This is a genomic window from Pseudooceanicola profundus (assembly GCF_054919315.1).
The window spans coordinates 149,884-172,048 of sequence record NZ_CM142898.1 but is presented as its reverse complement, the minus strand read 5'-3'; the positions used below and the strand labels follow the sequence as shown (position 1 = coordinate 172,048).

Here is a 22,165-nt window from a genome sequence, read left to right as displayed (position 1 = left end):
CGGACTCGCGGCCATATTTTGTGGGGGATTTTGTTTTTTCGCGTGACGTCACTGCAACAGGTTGTTAGGATTATTCCTGATTAGGCAGAACAATCCCCGGGAATCTGGGGGCAACATCAGGCGGACAGAGCGATGACACTCAACCTTACGATGCCCGGTCACGAAGAGCTGAAGCCCCGGATTACCGTTTTCGGTGTCGGTGGCGCGGGCGGCAACGCGGTCAACAACATGATCGAGAAGGCGCTCGACGGTGTGGACTTCGTGGTGGCCAACACGGACGCGCAGGCCCTGCAACAGAGCCGCGCCGAAGCCCGCGTTCAGCTGGGCGTGAAGATCACCGAAGGTCTGGGGGCAGGCGCCCGCGCGACCGTCGGCGCAGCCGCTGCCGAAGAGAGCATCGAACAGATCGTCGATCATCTCGCCGGCGCGCACATGTGCTTCATCACCGCCGGCATGGGCGGTGGCACCGGCACCGGCGCAGCCCCGATCATCGCGCAGGCCGCCCGTGAACTGGGTGTCCTGACCGTCGGCGTCGTGACCAAGCCCTTCCAGTTCGAAGGCGCCAAGCGGATGCGCCAGGCGGAAGAGGGCGTCGAGGTCCTGCAGAAGGTCGTCGACACGCTGATCATCATTCCGAACCAGAACCTGTTCCGCCTCGCGAACGAGAAGACGACCTTCACCGAGGCCTTCTCGATGGCGGACAACGTCCTCTACCAGGGCGTCAAGGGCATCTCGGACCTCATGGTGCGCCCCGGCCTGATCAACCTCGACTTTGCCGACGTCCGGTCGGTCATGGACGAGATGGGCAAGGCGATGATGGGCACCGGCGAGGGCGAGGGCGACGAACGCGCCACCAAGGCGGCCGAGCAAGCCATAGCGAACCCGCTGCTGGACGAGATCAGCCTGCGCGGCGCGAAGGGCGTTCTCATCAACATCACGGGCGGCAACGACCTGACGCTGTTCGAACTGGACGAAGCCGCGAACCGCATCCGCGAGGAAGTGGACCCGGACGCGAACATCATCGTCGGCTCGACGCTGGACACCACCATGGACGGGCGGATGCGCGTTTCGGTCGTGGCCACCGGCATCGACGCCTCCGAGAACGTGCAGGACATCCCCGTCCCGCGCCGCAAGCTGGCAGAGCCGCTGCGCCAGCCCGAGGCCATCGAGGCCGAGGTCGTGCAGGACGCCGCTCCGGCCCCCGCACCGCAGCCCGTCGCACAGGTAGCCGCCCCGGTGGCCCGCGTCGAAGAGGAATACGAGCCCGAAGCGGATGAAGAGCCCTCGTTCTTCGACAGCTTCGAGCGTCAGGCGGAAGAGCCCCGTCCGGCGCCCCGCGCGGCCGCACAGGATCACCTGCCCGAGCCGGCCTACCGCCCGCAGCCCGTGCAGCAGGCGCCGGTCCACTACGAAGAGCCCGAGGCGGAAAACTTCGTCGCGCCCCGTCCGCGTCCCGCGGGCCAGCCCTCTCCCGAGGCGCTCGCCCGCCTGCACCACGCGGTCTCCAAGGCCCCCGCGCGTCCCGCGCAGGCCCCGGCACCCCAGCCCCGCGCCGCCGCTCCGGCCGCACCGCAGGGTGAACGCCGCAGCGGGTTCGGCCTCAACAACCTGATCAACCGGATGACCGGCCACAACGAGCAGCCCGCTGCTCCGGCCCGCCAGCCGGCGCCCAAGCCGCAGGCTCAGACCCGCGCACAGCCCAGCCTGCGCGCCCACGAAGCCGAGCCGGAAGAGCGTCACGACCCCGATCAGGAGCGCATCGAGATCCCCGCGTTCCTGCGTCGCCAGGCGAACTGAATGTGACAAACCGGGGTCACAAAACGCCCCGGACGTTACGTCAGAAGAGATCGAGAGGCCGCCCCCGTGGGGCGGCCTTTTCTTTTGGTATCAACGGGTTGCCTGGGGTGCCCAGACGGATGCGCAGGGTTCCGCCATGCCCCGGCCGCTATGTTGCAAACCGTTGCAAAGAGTGAGTTGAGGGTCCGCCCCTCGCGCCTTACCTAGTGAACAGCGAATATGAACAGGCCGTTACCTTCAGCGCGCTTTATCCGTCCAGAACGTGAGAAAGCGACAGGTTTGCGGCCCCGGCAGGGCAGGATGTCCGCCGGTCCCGAACCGAAAGGGTAGACCCTTGCAAACGACGATCAAAGCTCCGGTCCGCTTCACGGGTGTCGGTCTGCATTCCGGCGCTCCCGTCCGTCTGACCATCCGCCCCGCGGCGGCCCATCATGGCATCTGGTTCCGCCGGACGGATATTGCCGTGGGCGACGCGCTGATCCCCGCCCGTTGGGACGTGGTGGAGCGGACCCCGCTGTGCACCAAGATCGTGAACGGGGCAGGGGCCTCTCTCTCGACCGTGGAACACGTGATGGCGGCCCTTGCCGGCTGCGGCGTGACCAACGCCCTCGTGGAGGTCGACGGCCCCGAGGTTCCGATCCTCGACGGCTCCTCCGCGCCCTTCGTGCGCGGCATCCTCGCCCGTGGCCTGCAACGTCAGGCAGCTCCGGTGCGCGCCTACGAGGTTCTCAAGACAGTCGAGGTCCGCAACGGTGAAGCCTGGGCCCGCCTCGAGCCGGGCAAGGCGCTGGAGATTTCCTTCCACATCGACTTCCCCGACGCGGCGATCGGCGTGCAGGACAAGCTTCTGACCATGTCGAACGGCACCTTCGTGCGCGAACTCTGCGATGCCCGCACCTTCTGCCGCCAGTCGGACGTGGACGCGATGCGCGCACAGGGCCTCGCCCTCGGTGGGACACTGGACAACGCCGTGGTGGTGGATGGCGACCGTATCCTCAGCCCCGGCGGCCTGCGCCACGCGGACGAGGCCGTGCGTCACAAGATGCTCGACGCGCTTGGCGATCTCTTCATGGCAGGCGCCCCCCTGCTGGGCCGCTACACCGGCTACCGCGCGGGCCACAGCCTGACCAACACCCTGCTGCGCGCCGCCTTCGCTGAGCCGGGCGCGCTGCGGATGGTGACCTGCACCGCTGACCAGATGGCGCAGCTGCCCGGTGCGGGCGTGCACATGGACGAAATCCCCGCCGTCGCCTGACGCATTCGTGACAGCGCCCCGGGGCGACAGGGAAATCGGCAAAACCGGCCTTTGTGGGCCGGTTTTCTGCATTCAGCGCGGGCAGATGCAGGGATTCCGCCGATCATGGCGCCAGCACCTCCCAAGGCCCTTTCCGCCTTGCCGAGACCGCCGGTGCAGGATACTCCATAGGCGTTTTGCACCGGAATTTTTCTGTGCTAGACCCGAATGAAAGGCGGGGCCATGCCACGGCCCGGCTCGATGACAAGGACGGCAAGAGGGTGAGAGCAAGCATGACAGGCGTCGGTTCCAAAGGCCGCGGCGTGATGAAGCTGGCAGGGCCGCTCCTCCTTGCGGCAGTCCTGGCGGGCTGCGGCAATGGCGGCGGCACCGTGGACTCGCTGCCGCTGGAGACCTACACCGCCGAACAGATCTACGAGCGTGGCGAGTTCGAGATGGACCGCAACCGCTACGGCGACGCGGCCGCCTTCTTCGGCGAGGTCGAGCGGCTCTATCCCTACTCGGAATGGGCCAAGCGCGCGCTGATCATGCAGGCCTTCGCCCAGCATCAGGGCAAGAACTACGAGGAAAGCCGCTCCGCTGCGCAGCGCTACCTCGATTTCTACCCGACCGAAGAAGACGCGCCCTATGCCCAGTACCTGCTGGCGCTGTCCTATTATGACCAGATCGACGACGTCGGCCGCGACCAGGGCCTGACGTTCCAGGCGCTCCAGGCGCTGCGCGCGGTGATCGAGAAGTATCCCGACAGCGATTATGCCCGCTCCTCGATCCTGAAGTTCGACCTCGCCTTCGACCACCTCGCGGCGAAGGAAATGGAGATCGGGCGCTATTACCTGAAGAAGCAGCATTACGCCGCGGCGGTGAACCGCTTCCGCGTGGTGGTGGAGGACTTCCAGACCACCACCCACACCGCAGAGGCGCTGCACCGGCTGGTGGAAGCCTATCTTTCGCTCGGTCTCGTCAACGAGGCGCAGACCGCGGGGGCGATCCTTGGCTACAACTTCCAGTCCACGACCTGGTATCAGGACAGCTACAACCTGCTGACCGGCAAGGGCCTGAAGCCCGAGGTCATTGGCGACAGCTGGCTGGCGCAGGTCTATCGCCAGATGCTGCGTGGCGAATGGCTGTAACCAACGGGGCGCGGCGCCCCCGGGCGCTGCCGCTGGCCTTTGAGGAGTAAGACCACGGATGCTGCGCGGTCTTGAGATCCGTGACATGCTGATCATCGACCGGCTGGAACTCGACTTCCAGCCCGGTCTGAACGTGCTCACCGGCGAGACCGGGGCCGGCAAGTCCATCCTTCTCGACAGTCTCGGGTTCGTCCTCGGCTGGCGCGGCCGCGCGGACCTCGTGCGGCAGGGCGCCGAACAGGGCGAGGTGACCGCCGTTTTCGACCTGCCTGCCGACCATCCGGGCCGCGCCGTGCTGGAAGAGGCCGGGCTGCCCGCGGGGGAGGAGCTGATCCTGCGCCGGGTGAACCGGTCCGACGGGCGCAAGACCGCGTGGATCAACGACCGCCGCGCCAGTGGCGAGGTGCTGCGCGCCCTCTCCGAGACGCTTGTGGAACTGCATGGCCAGCACGACGACCGTGGGCTTCTGAACCCGCGCGGCCACCTTGCCCTGCTCGACGAATTCGCCGCCACCGGCGTGCTGCGCTCGGACGTGCGGGCTGCGTGGCGCGGGCTGTCGCAGGCGCGCCGGGCACTGGAGACGGCGCAGCGGGCGCTGGACGAGGTGAAGGCCGAGGAAGACTTCCTGCGCCATGCCGTCGGCGAGCTCGACAAGCTCGACCCGCAGCCCGGCGAGGAGGCGGAGCTCGACGCCCGCCGCCGCACCATGCAGGGCGCGGAACGGGTCCGCGAGGACGTGTCGCGGGCGCATCAGGCGCTCAGCAACGACGGGGCCGAAGGCGCCATGGGCGATGCGCTCCGCTGGCTGGAAGGGGCTTCCGACCGGGTCGAGGGCCGCCTCGACGAACCGCTGGCCGCCCTTGGCCGGGCGATGGCCGAACTGGCCGATGCCGCCGACGGGGTGGAGCGTTGCCTCGAGGCGCTGGATTTCGATCCCATCGACCTCGAGCGCACCGAGGAGCGGCTCTTCGAGATCCGTGGGCTGGCGCGCAAGCATGGGGTGGCGCCCGATGATCTGGCCGCCTTCGCCGAGGACCTGCGCGGCAAGCTCTCGGCACTGGATCGCGGCGCTGATGACATCGAGGGGCTGCGCCGGGATCTGGCCGAGGCAGAGGCGGTTTACGACACGGCGGCGGCTGCGCTTTCGAAGGCCCGGGCCGAGGCCGCGGGCAAGCTGGACGCCGCCGTCGAGGCCGAACTGGCGCCGCTGAAGATGGAGCGTGCCCGCTTCGTAACCGAGCTGACCGAAGGGCCGGCCGGGCCCGAGGGGCGCGACGAGGCTGCCTTCATGGTGGCCACCAACCCCGGCGCACCCGCCGGTCCGATTGCCAAGATCGCCTCCGGCGGGGAGCTGTCGCGCTTCCTGCTGGCGCTGAAGGTCTGTCTGGCCGCGCCCGATCGCTCTGCCACGATGATCTTCGACGAGATCGACCGTGGGGTGGGTGGCGCCACGGCGGATGCGGTGGGCCGCAGGCTCGCGGCGCTCTCTGCCAGCGGGCAGGTGCTGGTGGTGACCCATTCGCCGCAGGTGGCGGCCTTGGGCGCGCACCACTGGCGGGTCGAGAAGAAGGTCAGCGAGGGGCAGACGCTCTCCTCCGTCGTGCCGCTCGATTCGGAGGCGCGGGTGGACGAGATCGCGCGCATGATTTCCGGCGACCGGATCACCGCAGAGGCGCGGGCCGCCGCGCAGAGCCTGCTGGCCTGATCTGTTTACGGGTTTTCAGGGAATTCGCTGCGTCTTCCGGGTGCGGTCAATCAGCTGTCGTCCGGTCTGAAGTGGCCCGGGCAGAAAGACGCCCGGGGGGGCGGTCTCTGCCCAGACCGACACACCAGAACAACTCGTTACCAATATGATAATAAACATTCCGGCGGTCTGAAGCATACCCCAATCGGGGTATACGACGCGAAATCGCGTCACGTCAGGCGCGTTTCTTGTCCAGCAGTGGCAGGATTTCACGCCAGCGGGTGAAGAACAGCATCTGACCCGCGTCGCGCAGCTGCAGGTAAGTGGCCCCGGGGAAGGCGGCGGCCCGGTCGCGAACCGTGTCGGGGTGCATGGAGGGATCGTGATCCCCATGCACGAAGGTCACCGGCACCGCTGCGATCAGGCGGCGCAGCGAGGGGCCCCAGTCGGTGCGATGGATGGTGGTCAGATCGTCGATATAGGCCTCGGTCGCGGCGCTCTCGTGGGAGAGCGTGGCCTCGGTGCCCACGAGGACGGCCTCCTGCGTCTCGGGCTCACGCAGCACGCGCAGGTCGTCGGGCGAACTGGCGTAGATCAGGCGCAGGGCCTGCAGCTTGCCGATGCAATGCGACATGGCAAAGGTGCCCCGGGCCATGTCGCGCAACAGGTCCGGCGTATAGCGCGCACCGCTCTGCATGAAGCGGGGCCAGCGGGACATGCGGGCGTACTGGATGGCACAGCACAGCGGCATGACGGAGCCGAGGCCGATGACCTGCTCCAGCCGGCGCGGCGCGGCGTCCTGCAGCATGCAGGCAAAGAAGAGGTCATGGTTCTGTGCCATGAGCGTGACCTGCGGCAGGTCCAGCCGGTCGAGCAGCGCAAGCAGGTCATGGGCCACGCCCGGGCCGCGCGGTGTCCCGGGGGGCAGGGGGCTGCTGCCGCCGATCCGGGGCCGCAGCGGAACGATCACCCGCAGGCCCCGCTCGGCGGCGGCCCGTTCGGCGCGCGCGGGCCAGCGGCAGAGTGTCACCAGCCCGGGACTGTAGAGCACGGGCCGGCCGGCGGGATCGCCGAACTCGAGGTATTCGATCTGCCGCCCGCCGGGCAGCGGCAGGGTCCGGAAGGGGCGGTCCTCCAACTGGTGGATGCCGCGGCTGATCCGCGGGGCAGGCTGGGACGCGTCCTGCGGCGGCGCGGTTTCGACCGTCGAGAGCATCAGGCGCACCAGTTCCGGCTGGCTGCGGGTCTCGGTCTTCTGGAGCAGCGCCTTGACCTGCGCCCGGACGGTCTGGACCGAGCGGCCGCGCATCTCGGCGATCTCGTTCACGGAATGCCCGGCGGCGAGGGCCCGCATCACCGCGTATTCGGCGGGCGTCATGCCAAAGGCATTCTGCAGCATCTCGGCATGGCTGTCCGGCCAGCGGAGCAGCGAGGAGACCACCAGCACGTAGTCCGGCCGCAGCGGCGCGCCGGTGGGCAGTCGCTCGGGATCGGGGAAGACGGGACGGAGGTTCAGCAGGATGGGCGTGAAGCTGCGCGGATGCCGGATGCGCAGGGTCGCGGCGCCCGGGTCGGGATCGGTGAAGAGCCCACGGATCAGCGTCGCGAGGGCGCGGCGGTCCTCGGGCAGGATCGGCAGATCGCGCAGGGCACTGCCCACGGTGACCGGGGTTGCCGCCGCAGCCGCGGCGTTGACGGCGGTCACCCGCAGCGCCGCATCCAGCGTGAAGGCGATGGAGATGGTGATCCGCGACAGCGCCTGCTGGTCCTCGCGCGGGCGACGCTGCACCCTGTCACTGCCAAGCAGGCGGGTCAGCCGGGCGAAATGTGCCGCGAAGTCGGGGCCGGGGACGGTGATACAGGTCCAGTCCGGCGCCTGTGCCTGCAGCGGCGCCACGAGCTGGTGCCAGGGTTCCAGCACCCTGTCGTAGAGCGCCGGGTCCTCGGCCACCGCATAGAGCCGGTCCAGCACCTCGTCCTGCAGCCTGTGGCCGTCCGCCGCACTGTCGGAGCCGCTGCGTGCTGTCGCGTCCGGTCCATGCTCCGGGCCTGAATGGGAGGGCGTTTCGCAGCCCGAGAGGCATCCCCCGTCACCGAGCGGTGACGTGCCTGTATCGGTGCCTGTATCGGTGCCTGGCTCGGCGCCCGTCTCGAGGCGTCTCTCGGGGCGACCGTCAGGCCGTCTCTCGGCCTCTGTTTCCGGATCTGTGTCGGTCGTCCGTGTCGGTGTCGCGATCTGCGGCATGGGGTGGGCGTCCTCTCGGCGCTGCCGCGTGGTACCCATCCCGGGCACATCTGCCGGGGTGGGGGCAGCTGCGCCTCTCCTCTCTCCGCGGGTAGCATAGACCAGAAGGCGACAGGCCGCGATGCTTTTCGCGTCCCGTGCGGCCCGGGCCCGAAAAATGGGGCGGCCCATGCCGTCGCAGGGCCGCCCCATTGGCATGCCGTCGCCCGGCGCGTCCTCTGCGCCCGGGCGTGATCGGTCACTCGGCGGGCTGGGGCACCAGCTTGCCGGGGTTCAGGATGTTGAGCGGATCGAGCGCGGTCTTGACCGCCCCCATGGCGGCCCATGTCTCGCCGTGCTCGCGGTCCATGTAGCCCAGCTTGCCCACGCCCACGCCATGTTCGCCCGAGATCGTGCCGCCGAAGCTCAGCGCCAGCTCCACCAGCCGCTCCGAGGCGGCCTTGACCTTGGCGGTCTCCTCGGCGTCCGCGGGATCGTGCAGCAGGATGGCGTGGAAGTTGCCGTCGCCCACGTGGCCGAGGATCGGTCCGTCGACGCCCGCGGCCTCCAGATCGCTGCGGGTGGCGTTCACCGCCTCCGCGAGGCGCGAGATCGGCACGCAGATGTCGGTCACGATGGCCCGCGCGCCGGGCCGCGCCGCGAGGATCGCCCAGTAGGCGGTGTGCCGCATGTGCCAGAGCGCCTTGCGATCCTCGGGGCGGGTGGCCCATTCGAAGCCTGTGCCGCCATGGTCCGCGACGATCTCGCCGAAGGTCTCGGCCTGCTCCTTGGCGCCCGCGTCGGAGCCGTGGAATTCCACCATCAGGTGCGGCATCGGGGGCAGGGTGGTGCCGGAGTAGGCGTTCACGGCCTGCACGGTCTCGGTGTCGATGAACTCGATCCGCGCCATGGGAATGCCCAGCTGGATGGTGTCGATCACCGTCTCCACCGCGTCCTCGATCCGCGGGAAGGCGCAGACCGCGGCGGCGGTGGCCTCGGGCTGGCCATAGAGCCGCAGCGTCAGCTCGGTGATCAGCCCCAGCGTGCCCTCGGAGCCCACGAAGAGCCCGGTCATGTCATAGCCGGCAGAGGATTTCCGCGCCCGGCTGCCGGTGCGGATGACCCGGCCATCGGCAAGCACGACCTGCATCCCGAGCACGTTGTTGCGCATCGTGCCATAGCGCACGGCGGTGGTGCCGCTGGCCCGCGTCGCGGCCATGCCGCCCAGAGAGGCATTGGCGCCCGGGTCGATCGGGAAGAAGAGCCCGGTGGCCCGCAGGTCCTCGTTCAGCGCCTCGCGGGTCACGCCGGGCTGCACGCGCACGTCCATGTCGGCATCGTTGACCTCGAGGATGCGGTTCATCCGGCTGAAATCCACCACGAGGCCGCCCTGCGTCGCCTGCGCCTGCGCCTCCAGCGAGGTGCCCGCACCGTAGCCCACCACCGGGCAGCGGTGGCGCGAGCAGATCCGCATGATCTCCTGCACCTGCTCGACCGTCTCGGGATAGGCCACCGCATCTGGAGGCGTTTCCGGGAAATGGCTCTCGGACCGCCCGTGATTGTCCAGATCGGACTTGGAGCGGCTGAGGGCTTGGCCTAGAAAGCCAGAGAGTTCGGTCAATGCATCTTCAATTGCCATCGGGGTCCCCTGATCGGTCAGCGTGCGGACCCTATTCCATGGCGCGGGAAACCGGAAGGCCGGCAGCCCGCGGATGTGACGGAAACGGAAGAGATACGGGACGAGAATGCGCGAGCCTCTCACGCGGGTGATGGATCAGGCCTATGCGACCTGTCGCAGCGGCTGGACCGTGGTGCGGATGCGGGGCCCTGGGCAGTTCCTGTTCTGGCTGATCGCGCTCTGCATCGGGATTGCCTCGGGCCTCGCGGCGCTCGGCTTCCGCAAGGGGATCGAGGAGCTTCAGCACTGGCTCTACCACGCGCAGGAGCACGAGATGATCTACCGCGCGGCCTCGCAGCTGCCGTGGTACTGGGTGCTGCTCCTGCCGGTGGTGGGCGGTCTGGTGGTGGGGCTGATCCTCGACCGGTTCACGCCTGACGGGCGCGCCCGTTCGGTCGCCGACGTGATCCAGGGCACTGCCATGAACGACGGCCGGGTCGAGGTGAAGGCGGGCCTTGCCTCCGCCGTGGCCTCGCTGCTGACGTTGGGCACCGGGGGGTCCTCCGGACGCGAGGGGCCGGTGGTGCACCTTGCCGCGACCATGGCCACATGGGTCAACGACCGGATGCATTTCTCGGGCATCACCGCGCGCGACATGCTGGGCTGCGCCGTGGCGGCGGCGGTCTCGGCCTCGTTCAACGCGCCGATCGCGGGGGCGCTCTTCGCGCTGGAGGTGGTGCTGCGCCACTTCGCCATCCATGCCTTCGCGCCCATCGTCATCGCCTCGGTCGCGGGCACGGTGATCAACCGGCTGGAATACGGCGGCGTGGCGGAATTCTCGCTGCCGCCGGAATCGATCCTGCAATTCTACGAAGAACTGCCCGCCTTCCTGCTGCTCGGCGCGGTCTGCGGCGTGGTGGCGGGGGTGCTGATGCTCTCGGTCTTCTGGGCCGAGGATTTCGCCAACTTCGTGCAGCGCGCCACCCGGATGCCCCGCTGGCTGCGCCCGGCCTGTGCCGGGTTGCTGCTGGGGGCGCTGGCGATCTTCTTTCCGCATATCATCGGCGTGGGCTATGGCACCACGGCGGCGGCGATCACCGGCAAGCTGCTGCTGTCGGAGGCGATGCTGTTTGCCGTGCTCAAGGTGGTCGCCGTGGCAATCACGCTGGGGGGGCGCATGGGCGGCGGGGTCTTCTCGCCCTCGCTCATGGTGGGCGGGCTCACGGGGCTGGCCTTCGGCATCATCGCCACCGGCATCTTCCCCGAGAACTCCGGCTCCGCCACGCTCTATGCCCTCGCGGGCATGGGCGGCGTCGCCGCGGCGGTTCTGGGGGCGCCGATCTCCACCACGCTGATCATCTTCGAGCTGACGGGGGACTGGGCCACCGGTCTCGCCGTGATGGTCACGGTCTCGATCTCCACCGCGCTCGGCACGCGGATGGTGGACCGCTCCTTCTTCCTTACCCAGCTGGAACGGCGCAACATCCACCTCGCCGCCGGCCCGCAGGCCTATCTCCTCGCCATGTTCCGCGCGCAGGGCGTGATGCGCCCGGACGGCACACCCGGCGCCGCCCCGGCCGAGCCCTGCTGGAAGATGATCGAGGCCGGTACCTACCTCGACGCCGCCGCCACGCTGGAGACCGCCCTGCCGGTCTTCGACCGCACTGGTGCTGCCTTCCTGCCGGTGGTGCAGCTGCGCGGGGCGGACCAGCCGCCCGAACTGATCGGGGCGCTGTTCCACGTCGATGCGCTCAAGGCCTACAACCGCGCCCTCGCCGCCACGGCGGCGGAAGAGCACAGCTGATCCCATCCACTGTTCCGAAATATCCTCGTGGGACGGCCCGCAGGGCCGGGGGGCAGACAGCCCCCTACGACCTTGCCGCTTGGCGAAACGGGCCTGGTCCTTGATGCACGATCGGCCCAAGGCCTTGGACGCAACCTCCAAGGGATGCCCCGCCCGGCCTCGGGCCGGGCAGCGCCGTCCCGCCCCCGTCGCCATTGGTGCTCGGACCGATGGCGCACCAATGGCAACCGGCGCTATTGCGCCACCCCGCGGGACGGCGCTGCCCTTCGTGATCACATCAATGGTGGAAGAGAACCGCCCGCAGCTCGCGCCCTCCCAAAGCGCCCCAACCAAAACAAAAGGGGCCCCGCAAGGCCCCTCCACCGCCCGAAGGCGCGCCTGTCAGACCGGATCAGATCTGCTCGACGGTCACGAATTCCGACCCGTAGAAGGCCACGTGGCCCGCGATCCGCGCCACACCCTCCTCGGGCGCCTCGTAGGACCAGGCCGCATTCTCGATCTCGCCGCTCTTGGTGTGGATCGTGTAATGCACCGCCGCGCCCTTCTTGGGGCAGGTGGTGACGTGATCCGTCGCCTCGAGGAAGGCCATGGCAATATCCTCCCGCGGGAAATAGACGACCATGGGCAGCTCGCCTTCGTAAAGCGCCAGGGCCTCGCGGCTTTCCGCCAGGACGGCGCCGCCCGCGCGCACGGACCAGATGCCGTCCGCCTTGATGATGGTGATATCGCTCATGTCCATAAATCCTCCGCGGCCGGTCCCGTGGTGACCCCTCAACGTAACAGTGTCTTGACAGTGGCACGGCGCGGATGCGGTCAGGCGGCCTGACGGCGCGCCCGGATCACCCGAGCGGGGCCGTGGCGGCAGACAACCACAAAGCGGTCTCCGCGTCCACCCGGGGAGCCAGTTTGTCGCGGCAGAGCCGGTGGTAGCCATCGACCCAGGCCCGCTCCTCCGCGTCGAGCAGCGCAAGGTCGATCAGCCGCCGCTCGATGGGCACCCAGGTGATGGTCTCGAAATCGAGCATGTCGCGATCGTCCGCCCCGGCCAGATCTGCGCCCTTGCGCACCACCAGAAGGTTCTCGATCCGGATGCCGAAGGCACCCTCGCGGTAGTAGCCCGGTTCGTTGGAGAGGATCATCCCCTCCCGCAGGGCCACGTCGCTGACCCGCGAGAGCCGCTGCGGTCCCTCATGCACGCAAAGGTAGGTGCCGACGCCATGGCCGGTGCCGTGGTCGTAATCCAGCCCGGCCAGCCAGAGCGGGTAGCGGGCGAGCGCATCGAGATGCTGGCCCGCGATGCCGCGCGGGAAGCGCGCCCGGCTCATGGCGATCATGCCCTTGAGGACGCGGGTGAAACAGGCCTTCTCTTCGGCGCCTGCCGCGCCCACCACGAGGGTCCGGGTGATGTCCGTGGTGCCGTCGAGGTACTGGCCGCCGCTGTCCACGACGATCAGGTCGCCCTCGGCCAGCTGGCGGTTGCTTTCCTCGCTGACCCGGTAGTGGGGCAGGGCGCCATGGGGCCCGGCGCCGGCGATCGTGTCGAAGGAGATCTCGAGCAGCATGTTGGTGTCGCGCCGGAACCCTTCCAGCGCGGTGACGAGGTCGATCTCGCTGAGGGCGGGTTGCTCGGCGGCTTCGAACCACGCGAGGAAGCGGCACATGGCGGCGGCATCGCGCAGATGGGCCTCGCGGGTGCCCGCGATCTCGGTCGCGTTCTTGCAGGCCTTGGGCAGCTTGCAGGGATCTTCGCCGAGGATCACCGACGCGCCCGCCGCCTGCAACCGGTCGCGCACCCAGACCGGCGCGCTGCCCCGGTCGAGGAGCACGGGGCCGTCGAGGCTGTCGAGCCGCGTCCCGAAGTCGGCTGTGTCGAGAAGCGTCACCGTTGCGCCCAGATGCTCCCGCAGCGCCGCGTCGCATTTCCCGGGCGCGGTGATCAGGTCCACCTGGCCCTCTGCATGGAGCACGGCAAAGCAATGCGGCACCGGGTTGCGGGCGATGTCGGTGCCCCGGATGTTGAGCAGCCAGGCGATCGAGTCGGGCAGGGTCAGCACGGCGGCCCTGGCTCCCTGCGCGGCAATCGAGTGGCCAAGGCGCACGGCCTTGTCGGCAGCGGGCTCGCCCGCGAACTCCAGCGGGTAGGGAGTGATCGGCGCCATCGGCGGGGCGGGCTGGTCGTCCCAGATCGCATCCACCGGGTTCGCCACGGGCCTCAAGGTGATGCCGCTGCCCGCAAGGCCGGCCTCCAGCCGGGCGATCTCGTCCACGGCATGGAGCCAGGGGTCGAAGCCGATCACGGCCTCGCCAGTCGCGGTCTCGCACAGCCAGTCGGCGGGGCGGGTCTCGGGCCAGTGCACGGGGGTGAAGACGCCCGCCGCCACCTGCTCCTTCACCTGCACCCGGTAGCGCCCGTCGATGAAGACGCCCGCCGCCTCGGGCAGCACGATGCAGAACCCGGCCGAGCCGGTGAAGCCCGTCAGCCAGGCCAGCCGCTCGTCATGTGGCGCCACGTATTCGCCCTGGTGGGCATCGGCGCGCGGCACGATGAAGCCGGTCAGCCCCTGCCGCGCCAGTTCTGCCCGCAGCGCCGCCAGCCGGGGCGGTCCCTGTTCGGGCGAGGAGGGGCTGTCGAAGCTCTGGAACATGTCGCGGGCCATGGCGGTGCCTTTCCGAATTGCGCGCCTGCGGCGCACGTCCTTGTTGGTCCCCGTGCAGGGCACGGGGACGGGCCTCCGACGGGGATACTTGGGAGCAAGAGACTGCAGGGTGCCGTCATTCTCTTGCCGGACATATCCCGGGGTCCGGGGCAGCGCCCCGGGGCCTCGGCCGGGCGGGCGGTCAGCTGACCTTGCGCATGCCCATGACCCGGGCCCGGGCACGGGGATCGCTGTCGAAGAGCCCTGCGAGCTGTTCGGTCATCGCGCCGGCCAGCTGGTCCACGTCGGTGATGGTCACCGCGCGGTCGTAGTAGCGGGTCACGTCGTGGCCGATGCCGATGGCCAGCAGTTCCACGGCCTTGCGCTTCTCGATCATGGCGATCACGTCGCGCAGGTGCTTCTCGAGGAAGTTGGCCGGGTTCACCGACAGGGTCGAATCGTCCACCGGCGCCCCGTCGGAGATCACCATGAGGATCTTGCGCACTTCGCGGCGGCCCACCATCCGGCGGTGCGCCCATTCGAGGGCCTCGCCGTCGATGTTCTCCTTCAGGAGGCCTTCCTTCATCATCAGCCCGAGGTTCGGACGGGCGCGGCGCCAGGGCGAATCCGCGCTCTTGTAGACGATGTGGCGCAGGTCGTTCAGGCGGCCGGGCTGTTGCGGACGGCCGTCCTGAAGCCATTTCTCGCGGCTCTGCCCGCCTTTCCACGCGCGCGTGGTGAAGCCGAGGATCTCGACCTTCACGTTGCAGCGTTCCAGCGTCCGGGCCAGCACGTCGGCACAGATCGCGGCGATCGAGATCGGGCGGCCGCGCATCGAGCCGGAGTTGTCGAGCAGCAGCGTCACCACGGTATCGCGGAACTCGGTGTCCTTCTCGATCTTGAAGGAGAGCGGCGTGGTCGGGTTCGCCACAACGCGCGCCAGGCGACCGGCGTCGAGGATGCCTTCCTCGCGGTCGAATTCCCACGAGCGGTTCTGCTGCGCCTGAAGCCGGCGTTGCAGCTTGTTGGCGAGGCGTGACACGGCGCCCTTCAGCGGGTCGAGCTGCTGGTCGAGGTAGGCGCGCAGGCGCTCCAGCTCTTCCGGATCGGCCAGTTCCTCGGCGAGGACTTCCTCGTCGAAGCTGTTGTCATACACGGTGTAGTTCGGATCGGCATCCGAGACCGGCTGCGGCGCGGGGGGCTCCAGCGGGGCCTCGCCCTCGGGCATCTCTGCCTCTTCGGACATCTCCTCGTCGGCCATGTCGTCCATGGAGACCTGCGCCTCGGAGCTGTCCTGCTGCTCCTCCTGGCTCTGCTCCGGGGCGGCCTCGCTCTCGGGATCCTGGTCCTCGTCCTGGCCGGTGCTATCCGGTTCCTCGTCGTCGTTGCCGCCCTGGTCCTCGGCCTCGTCCGCGGCCTCGTCATCGGTGCCGTCCGGGTCCTCGCCCAGCTGGTCGCCATAGCCGAGGTCCTCGATGATGCGGCGGGCGAAGCGGGCGAAGGCCTGCTGGTCCGAGAGCATCTGCTGCAGGTCTTCGAGCGTCGCGCCGGCCTGTTCCTCGATGAAGGGGCGCCACAGTTCCATGACGTTCTGCGCGCCTTCGGGCATCTCGCGCCCGGTGGCGAGGTGGCGGATCAGGTAGCCCGCGGCCACGGGCAGGGGCGCGTCGGCGGCCTGCTTGATCTGGTCGTAGCCCATGCGCCGCGCCTCGGCGCCGATCTTGGCGTCGATGTTCTTGGCGGTGCCGGGCATGTCGCGGGCGCCCATGGCCTCGCAGCGGGCGGTTTCCATCGACTCGTAGAGGTCACGCGCCATCTGGCCCGGGGGGGCGTATTTCGTATGGGTCGCCGCATCATGGTACCGGTGGTGCAGCGCGAGTGCATCGGCCGCGCCGCGGGCCTGCAGGACCTCGTCCTTGGTCATGCGGCGGCTGACCTGGGGCAGGCGGATCGTGTCGGTGGTCTTCCCCGAGGGGTCGACCGAATAGTTCACCGTCAGCTCCGGATCATCAGCCATGACCTTGGTGGCCTCGGCGAGCGCCTTCTTGAACGGATCTGCGGGGTTGTCGGTGGGCTTGCTCATGGGGAGAGGTAAAGCACTCCGCCGGGGCGGCGGCAAGAGGATGCGCGCAGTGGGCGGAATTTTCGCGGGCGTCCCCGGGGCGGGGCGCTCACTCCCGCGTCAGCCGCGCGGCGCAGTCACCCGCGATGCGGTCGAGGCGTTCGAAGACGGGGCCCTCGGTCGCGCCGGAGAGCCGGCGCAGGTCACGCTCGATCGCCAGCTGGCGCTGCGTGAGGCTGCGGTCCGGGGCCTGCGTGCGGGTGGCAAAGAGGCGCGCGAGTCGCTGGGCCTCCTCCCGGGGCAGGGAAAAGGCAGGCGTGGCGCCGTCGAAGCGGGTCAGGGCCCGGTAGAAGGCGGCACACCTGGCGTTCGGGTCCGCGGGGATCGGCTGGGCCTGCACGCTGATCGGCTGGGCGAGCAGGAGGGCGAGCAGGGCGGATGTCGGCAGGGCTTTCACGAGGGGCGGCGCGATGGCCGCCCGGTTCACGACAGGCCGGCGCACGACAGGTTGGCGCATCACAGGCTGGCGCGGCCCGTCGCCAGATCGGCCAGCAGCGCCACGTGGACGTCGAGCGCATCGTAGACCGGGTAGCCGGGGTCGCGCCCGTCGAAGGCGAGGTTCAGGTCGGTACCCGCGAGGATCACCGCCTCGGCGCCCTGCTCCTCGACCATCTCGCGGCCTGCGTCGAAGAAGGCCTGCCGTTGCGTCCCGGTGCAGGTCCCGGCCACGGCGACCGACTGGTAGAGCATGCCGAGCGCGTCCAGGTCCCCGGCGGGCGCGAGCGGCTGAACCCGTGTCATCTGGCCGAAGAGACGGGTGCGCATGGTATTGGCCGTGCCGAGCAGCCCCACCTTCTTCAGCCCCAGCCCGGCGAAGTGATCGTCCAGCGGCGCGATGGCGCTGACGAGGGGCAGGGAGGACAGGGCCGCGGTCTCGGGGTAGCAGAAATGCGCGCCGAGCGAGGTCAGCGTGGCGCAGTCGGCGCCCGCGGCCTGAAGACGGTCGATGAGGATGCGGAAGGCCTCGGCCTGCGCGTCGGGGCGCCACGCGAGGTTGTTCTCGATCAGCTGGCGGATGTCGCCGTGAACGAGGGTCATCTCGAGCGGCTGGCCGGTTTCGGCCACGCGCCGCGCGAGCTTGTCGTAGTAGACGAGGGAGGCCGCGACACCGATACCGCCGATCAGGCCGATATGCATGGCGCGGTCCTCCCCCTCGGGATCAGCTTGCGATCGAGGCGGCGCTTTCCGGCAGTTCCTCGTCGAAGCAGCGCTGGAAGAACTCGGCCACGGTCTGGCGTTCGAGCTCGTCGCACTTGTTGAGGAAGGTCAGGCGGAAGGCATAGCCCACGTTGCGGAAGATCTCGGCGTTCTGGGCCCAGGTGATCACGGTCCGGGGCGACATCACGGTCGAGAGATCGCCGTTCATGAAGGCGGTCCGGGTCAGGCCGGCCAGCGTCACCATCTGCGCGACGGTCTTGCGGCCCTTCTCGTTGTTGTAATGCGGCGCCTTCGACAGGACGATCGCGGCCTCGGCGTCATGGCTGAGGTAGTTCAGCGTGGCGACGAGTGACCAGCGGTCCATCTGGGCCTGGTTGATCTGCTGGGTGCCGTGGTAGAGGCCGGTGGTATCACCGAGGCCCACGGTGTTCGAGGTGGCGAACAGGCGGAAGTACTTGTTCGGCGTGATGACCTCGTTCTGGTCCAGAAGGGTCAGCTTGCCGTCGGTTTCCAGAACCCGCTGGATCACGAACATCACGTCGGCGCGGCCCGCATCGTATTCGTCGAAGACGATGGCGGTGGGGTTGCGCAGGGCCCAGGGCAGGATGCCCTCGTGGAACTCGGTGACCTGCACGCCGTCCTTCAGCTTGATCGCATCCTTGCCGATCAGGTCGATCCGGGAGATGTGGCTGTCGAGGTTGACGCGGACGCAGGGCCAGTTCAGCCGGGCCGCGACCTGTTCGATGTGGGTCGATTTGCCCGTACCGTGGTAGCCCTGCACCATGACGCGGCGGTTGTGCGAGAAACCGGCGAGGATGGCGAGGGTGGTATCGGGGTCGAACTTGTAGGTCGGGTCGATTTCGGGAACGCGGTCGGTGCGTTCTTCGAAGCCTTTCACGACCATGTCCGTATCGATGCCGAAAACTTCGCGGACCGAGATTTCTTCGGTCGGCTTTGCATTGATATCGATGGTTCCGTCGGCCATGGTGTGCCTGTCCTTCTGTCGAAATATGGGGGCGAGGGGCCCGCTGGGCCCGTCCGCCTTGCAACATATCGAAGCGCCAGACAAGGGAAAGGGCAAAAAGGACATGCCCGATCCCAGGCGCGGGAAGGGCGCCGCCGAAACGGCGGGCAGGTGGGGCAGTCGGGGGGCTACATGGCAACGATGGAACGGGCAGGGGCCGCGGCGCTGGAGGAACTCGAAGAGCTCCTCGCGCGGACCGCAATGGGGGACCGCGCGGCCTTCGGACGACTTTATCAGCTCACCTCCGCGAAACTTTTTGGCATCTGCTTGCGTGTCTTGTCGAAAGAGCAGGAAGCCGAGGACGCCTTGCAGGAGATTTACGTCAAGATCTGGTGCAACGCGGACCGCTACCGCGTGGTCGGCTACAGCCCCATGACCTGGCTGATCACCATCGCGCGCAACCACGCCATCGACCGCCTGCGCAAGCGCCGCTCCGGCAGCGCGCCTCTCGAGGATGCGGATACGGTGCCGGATGGCGCCCCGGGGCCCGAGGCCGCGGTGCTGGCCTCCTCGGAGCGGGCGGCGCTGATGCGCTGTCTGGGTGAACTTGAGCGGCAGCGCGCCGAGGCGGTGCAGCGTGCCTATCTTCTGGGCGAAACCTATGCCGAGCTGGCTGCACGTTACAGCGTGCCGGTGAACACGATGCGGACCTGGCTGCGGCGCAGCCTGATGAAATTGCGGGAGTGCCTGACGCGATGAGCGGCGAGCGGGACGAAAACGGCGAGGAAGACCACATGCTGGCGGCGGAATACGTGCTGGGGCTGCTGGCGCCTGCGCAGGTCACCGCGGTGGAGCGCAGCCTGCGCACCGATGCCGTCCTGCGTGCCGAGGTGGCCGACTGGTCCGAGCAACTCAGCGGCCTGACCCGGGACATGCCCGAGGTGACGCCGCCCGCCCGGGTCTGGCACGCGATCTCGGACCGGATCTTCCCCGATGACACGCGGCCCTTCTGGCGTCGCCTGGGACTGCCGCAGATGATGGGGGGCGCAGCCGTTGCGGCCACGGTGCTCTGGGTCGCGGTGAGCTTCGACCTGCTGGGCCCGCAGCGCGGCGTACAGACGCCCGCGGGTGTGGAGATCATGGCCGAGATCGGTCGCATCGACACGCCGGTGCATTTCCGCGCGGGCTTCGACCAGGGCGCAGGTGTGCTGCAACTGGAGCGGCTCAACGGGTCCGCCGCGGCCGGGCGCTCGCTCGAGGTCTGGCTGATCGCCGGCTCCGCTGCGCCGGTGTCCGTCGTCGTCTGGCCGGACGGGGCGGATCGCCTCGACCTGACGCTTCCGTCGGACCTGGCCGAGGCGCTGCCGGGCGCCGTTCTGGCCGTGTCGGATGAACCCGCGGGCGGCTCGCCCACCGGGGCGCCCACCGGCGACGTGCTGGCAACCGGGGTGGCAGAGCGGCTCTGATCCCGCTCTGACCCCCTGTGGCTGTCGTCCGGTCGCGTATGGATCCCGCGAAGAAACCCCAGCAACTTTCCGCCAGTGCTGCATTTTGTCTTGTCTGACGCTGGCCACGCGGCTATGACCGATCTAGATTATGCTGCAGTGCCGCATTTTGCGGTGTGCTCGGGCAACAAGAATAAAGACCAACTCACTATGTTCATGTTCACCAATTCGAACAGACGCTATCTGACGGCCGGTCTTGTCATCACGATGACCGCTGTCGCGATCGTCGGAAGCTGGCTTCAGGACGGACAGGCACAGGCCGGGGGGAACCGGCTTCTTCCGTCGCCGCTGGCTGCCATGCAGAGTACCGCCCCCAAGTGAGCGTTTCGGCGACGCGTCGGCAGGGATCAGCCCCGGCACGTTGCGCAGGCCCGGACGCCCCTTGCGCCATGGGTCCATCCGGCGCATAGGAGTCCCATGACGCGTTTCGAATACAAGGTGGTGCCCGCGCCCGTCCGCGGCCAGAAGGCGAAGGGGGTCAAGACCCCCGAGAGCCGCTTCGCCCATGCCCTCGAGCAGGTGATGAACGACATGGCAGCGGAGGGCTGGGAATACCTCCGGGCCGAGACGCTGCCGAGCGAGGAGCGCTCCGGCTTCACCTCGACCACCACGACCTACCGCAATGTCCTCGTCTTCCGGCGCCCGCGCCCTGCGGATGCGGCGCCCTTCCAGCCCGAGCTGCTGGAGACCGGCGCGCCGAAGCCGATCCTCGTGGCCCCCACGACACCGTCCGAAACTCCTGCCGCACGGCCCGAGGTCGCACAGGAGCAGTCGGACACGCCGCCCGCCTCCGATGTGCCCGCGACCGCGGAATCGGAGAGCGTTGCGCCACAGACCGGTGCAGACGAGCCGACCGAGACTGAGACGCGCCCCGAGTTGCCCGACACGGCGAAAGGGATCACGAATCCCGCGCCGAGCGGGGATCGCGCTGCCGCCTCCGGCAAGCTGGGGCCCGCAGGTGGGCCCGGCGGCCCGTCGCCCGCCCTCGGCGGAGCCTCGCGCAGCGCACCGGCAGCCCTGGACCGCGACAATGGGGTCGAGGACACGGATACGCTCGATGCGGGCTTCTCGGACATGCTGCGCCGCCGTGCGGCGCAGGTCATGGGCCGGAGCGAAACACCGGACAGTTCCAAGGAGTGATCGCTCCGGTTGCCGGGACGACGCCCGGCGCCTGCAAGAGGGCCGGGCGCCGTTCAGGTGTCCTCAGGCGTCCAGATGCAGGTTCAGCGCGTGGATGCGGCCCAGAAGATCCGGGCCGAGCGCGCCATGCACGGCGCGGTGGCGGGCAATGCGGGACTGGCCCGCGAAGGCCGGCGCACGCATCGTCACGATGAAATGGCTCTCGCCGCCCTCCTGATACCCGGCGTGCCCGCGGTGGCGTTCGCTGTCGTCCACGACCTCCAGCAGTTCCGGCCCGAAGGCCTGTTCAAGTTTTTCGCGGATCTCTGCCGTCACGCTCAATTTTTCTCTCCAGCCTCTTCAATCTCGTGGTGATCAGTCTAAACTGCATCGCCTGACTCGGAAAGGTGATCGCATGGCCAAGAATGACCCCTTTGGGTTCGACATGTCCGTCTCGTCGGCAAAGAAGAAAAAGAACACGCGCGGTCGGCGCGGAATGTCCGGTGCCTCGGAGACCTCGACGCGCGTCTGCGAACATGAGGGCTGTGAGGAACCGGGCGTCTACCGCGCGCCAAAGGCGCCCGACGTGCTGGATGAATACTACTGGTTCTGCAAGGAGCACATCCGCGAGTACAACCTCAAGTGGAACTTCTTCGACGGCACGACCGAAGCGGAGATGAACGCCCAGATGTCCAAGGACAAGGTCTGGGAACGCACCACCAAGCCGCTCGGCGACCCCGAGGCGCGGGCCTGGGCCCGGCTGGGGATCGAGGACCCGCACCAGGTGCTGGGGGACAACGCGACCCGCAACCCGGGCCGCAACGGCGGCGCGACCGCCGGTCGCCGGCTGCCGCCGACCGAACGGCGCGCGCTGGAGATCCTCGAAGGCAAGGACCACTGGACCAAGGCCGAGGTCCGCAAGGCCTACAAGTCGCTGATCAAGGTGCTGCACCCCGACATGAACGGCGGCGACCGCTCTCAAGAGGAGCAGTTGCAGGAAGTCATGTGGGCCTGGGACCAGATCAAGGACAGCCGGAACTTCAAGTGACGGGGCTTATGGGGACCAGACTTCAGGGGACGGTGCTTCAAGCGACGGGCCTTCAATCGACGGGCCTTCAAGGGACCGGGCGCCCGGCCTGACGGTCGGGA

At 68.7% G+C, this 22,165-nt stretch carries 19 protein-coding genes; 10 read left to right on the top strand and 9 right to left on the bottom strand.

Features of this window, described 5'->3' with window-relative positions:
• The first annotated feature begins 132 nt into the window (after positions 1 to 132).
• The 4 genes from ftsZ (at position 133) to recN (ending at position 5,887) form a co-directional block, all read left to right on the top strand.
• A complete protein-coding gene (ftsZ, locus tag ACX9MO_RS00780; protein ID WP_462213199.1) occupies positions 133 to 1,797 on the top strand; it encodes a cell division protein FtsZ in 1,665 nt (554 codons plus the stop codon).
• A 334-nt stretch (positions 1,798 to 2,131) separates the two neighbouring features.
• Positions 2,132 to 3,052: a UDP-3-O-acyl-N-acetylglucosamine deacetylase gene (gene lpxC / locus ACX9MO_RS00775; RefSeq protein WP_462213198.1), complete on the top strand. Its 921-nt coding sequence runs from the start codon at positions 2,132 to 2,134 to the stop codon at positions 3,050 to 3,052.
• Between the two features lie 272 nt (positions 3,053 to 3,324).
• Positions 3,325 to 4,182, top strand: coding sequence for an outer membrane protein assembly factor BamD (locus ACX9MO_RS00770; RefSeq protein WP_222490409.1), 858 nt, complete (start codon positions 3,325 to 3,327; stop codon positions 4,180 to 4,182).
• A gap of 58 nt (positions 4,183 to 4,240) precedes the next feature.
• Positions 4,241 to 5,887 (top strand): DNA repair protein RecN, encoded by a 1,647-nt coding sequence (recN, locus tag ACX9MO_RS00765; RefSeq protein ID WP_222490408.1) that lies wholly within the window; start codon positions 4,241 to 4,243, stop codon positions 5,885 to 5,887.
• Between the two features lie 214 nt (positions 5,888 to 6,101).
• Here the strand turns inward: recN and ACX9MO_RS00760 are convergent, their stop codons facing one another.
• Both ACX9MO_RS00760 and ACX9MO_RS00755 read right to left on the bottom strand, forming a co-directional pair.
• On the bottom strand, positions 6,102 to 7,838 hold the full coding sequence (locus ACX9MO_RS00760) for a bifunctional helix-turn-helix transcriptional regulator/alpha/beta hydrolase (RefSeq protein WP_462213197.1): 1,737 nt from the start codon (positions 7,836 to 7,838) through the stop codon (positions 6,102 to 6,104).
• A gap of 511 nt (positions 7,839 to 8,349) precedes the next feature.
• Positions 8,350 to 9,729 carry an FAD-binding oxidoreductase gene (locus ACX9MO_RS00755; protein WP_222490406.1) on the bottom strand — a complete coding sequence of 460 codons (1,380 nt, stop codon included), beginning with the start codon at positions 9,727 to 9,729 and terminating at the stop codon, positions 8,350 to 8,352.
• Between the two features lie 106 nt (positions 9,730 to 9,835).
• On the opposite strand from ACX9MO_RS00755, the gene ACX9MO_RS00750 reads away from it, so the two are divergent.
• Positions 9,836 to 11,512, top strand: coding sequence for a chloride channel protein (locus ACX9MO_RS00750; protein WP_462213196.1), 1,677 nt, complete (start codon positions 9,836 to 9,838; stop codon positions 11,510 to 11,512).
• A 391-nt stretch (positions 11,513 to 11,903) separates the two neighbouring features.
• Here the strand turns inward: ACX9MO_RS00750 and ACX9MO_RS00745 are convergent, their stop codons facing one another.
• The 6 genes from ACX9MO_RS00745 to cobS all read right to left on the bottom strand — a co-directional run bounded on the left by ACX9MO_RS00745 (position 11,904) and on the right by cobS (position 18,413).
• The gene (locus ACX9MO_RS00745) at positions 11,904 to 12,245 is read right to left on the bottom strand and encodes a DUF427 domain-containing protein (protein WP_462213195.1); all 342 of its coding nucleotides are present in this window, start codon (positions 12,243 to 12,245) and stop codon (positions 11,904 to 11,906) included.
• A gap of 106 nt (positions 12,246 to 12,351) precedes the next feature.
• Positions 12,352 to 14,157 carry an aminopeptidase P family protein gene (locus tag ACX9MO_RS00740; RefSeq protein ID WP_462214488.1) on the bottom strand — a complete coding sequence of 602 codons (1,806 nt, stop codon included), beginning with the start codon at positions 14,155 to 14,157 and terminating at the stop codon, positions 12,352 to 12,354.
• 193 nt (positions 14,158 to 14,350) lie between these two features.
• Positions 14,351 to 16,231, bottom strand: coding sequence for a cobaltochelatase subunit CobT (gene cobT, locus ACX9MO_RS00735; protein ID WP_222490403.1), 1,881 nt, complete (start codon positions 16,229 to 16,231; stop codon positions 14,351 to 14,353).
• Positions 16,232 to 16,319: 88 nt separating this feature from the next.
• Positions 16,320 to 16,727, bottom strand: coding sequence for a hypothetical protein (locus tag ACX9MO_RS00730; RefSeq protein ID WP_462213194.1), 408 nt, complete (start codon positions 16,725 to 16,727; stop codon positions 16,320 to 16,322).
• The gene (locus ACX9MO_RS00725) at positions 16,727 to 17,407 is read right to left on the bottom strand and encodes an aspartate/glutamate racemase family protein (protein ID WP_222490401.1); all 681 of its coding nucleotides are present in this window, start codon (positions 17,405 to 17,407) and stop codon (positions 16,727 to 16,729) included. The genes ACX9MO_RS00730 and ACX9MO_RS00725 overlap by 1 nt, the downstream gene beginning before the upstream one ends.
• Positions 17,408 to 17,429: 22 nt before the next feature.
• The gene (gene cobS, locus ACX9MO_RS00720) at positions 17,430 to 18,413 is read right to left on the bottom strand and encodes a cobaltochelatase subunit CobS (RefSeq protein ID WP_222490400.1); all 984 of its coding nucleotides are present in this window, start codon (positions 18,411 to 18,413) and stop codon (positions 17,430 to 17,432) included.
• A 180-nt stretch (positions 18,414 to 18,593) separates the two neighbouring features.
• Here cobS and ACX9MO_RS00715 point away from each other — a divergent pair, with 180 nt between their 5' ends.
• The 4 genes from ACX9MO_RS00715 (at position 18,594) to ACX9MO_RS00700 (ending at position 21,037) form a co-directional block, all read left to right on the top strand.
• Positions 18,594 to 19,151: a sigma-70 family RNA polymerase sigma factor gene (locus ACX9MO_RS00715; RefSeq protein WP_261397953.1), complete on the top strand. Its 558-nt coding sequence runs from the start codon at positions 18,594 to 18,596 to the stop codon at positions 19,149 to 19,151.
• Entirely contained in the window at positions 19,136 to 19,858 is a 723-nt protein-coding gene (locus ACX9MO_RS00710) for an anti-sigma factor (RefSeq protein WP_462213193.1), read from the top strand. The genes ACX9MO_RS00715 and ACX9MO_RS00710 overlap by 16 nt, the downstream gene beginning before the upstream one ends.
• A gap of 114 nt (positions 19,859 to 19,972) precedes the next feature.
• Positions 19,973 to 20,218: a hypothetical protein gene (locus ACX9MO_RS00705; RefSeq protein ID WP_222490398.1), complete on the top strand. Its 246-nt coding sequence runs from the start codon at positions 19,973 to 19,975 to the stop codon at positions 20,216 to 20,218.
• A 96-nt stretch (positions 20,219 to 20,314) separates the two neighbouring features.
• The gene (locus ACX9MO_RS00700; protein ID WP_462213192.1) at positions 20,315 to 21,037 is read left to right on the top strand and encodes a DUF4177 domain-containing protein; all 723 of its coding nucleotides are present in this window, start codon (positions 20,315 to 20,317) and stop codon (positions 21,035 to 21,037) included.
• Between the two features lie 63 nt (positions 21,038 to 21,100).
• Here the strand turns inward: ACX9MO_RS00700 and ACX9MO_RS00695 are convergent, their stop codons facing one another.
• On the bottom strand, positions 21,101 to 21,358 hold the full coding sequence (locus ACX9MO_RS00695; protein ID WP_222490396.1) for a BolA family protein: 258 nt from the start codon (positions 21,356 to 21,358) through the stop codon (positions 21,101 to 21,103).
• Positions 21,359 to 21,431: 73 nt separating this feature from the next.
• On the opposite strand from ACX9MO_RS00695, the gene ACX9MO_RS00690 reads away from it, so the two are divergent.
• The gene (locus ACX9MO_RS00690; RefSeq protein WP_222490395.1) at positions 21,432 to 22,064 is read left to right on the top strand and encodes a J domain-containing protein; all 633 of its coding nucleotides are present in this window, start codon (positions 21,432 to 21,434) and stop codon (positions 22,062 to 22,064) included.
• Positions 22,065 to 22,165: the final 101 nt, after the last annotated feature.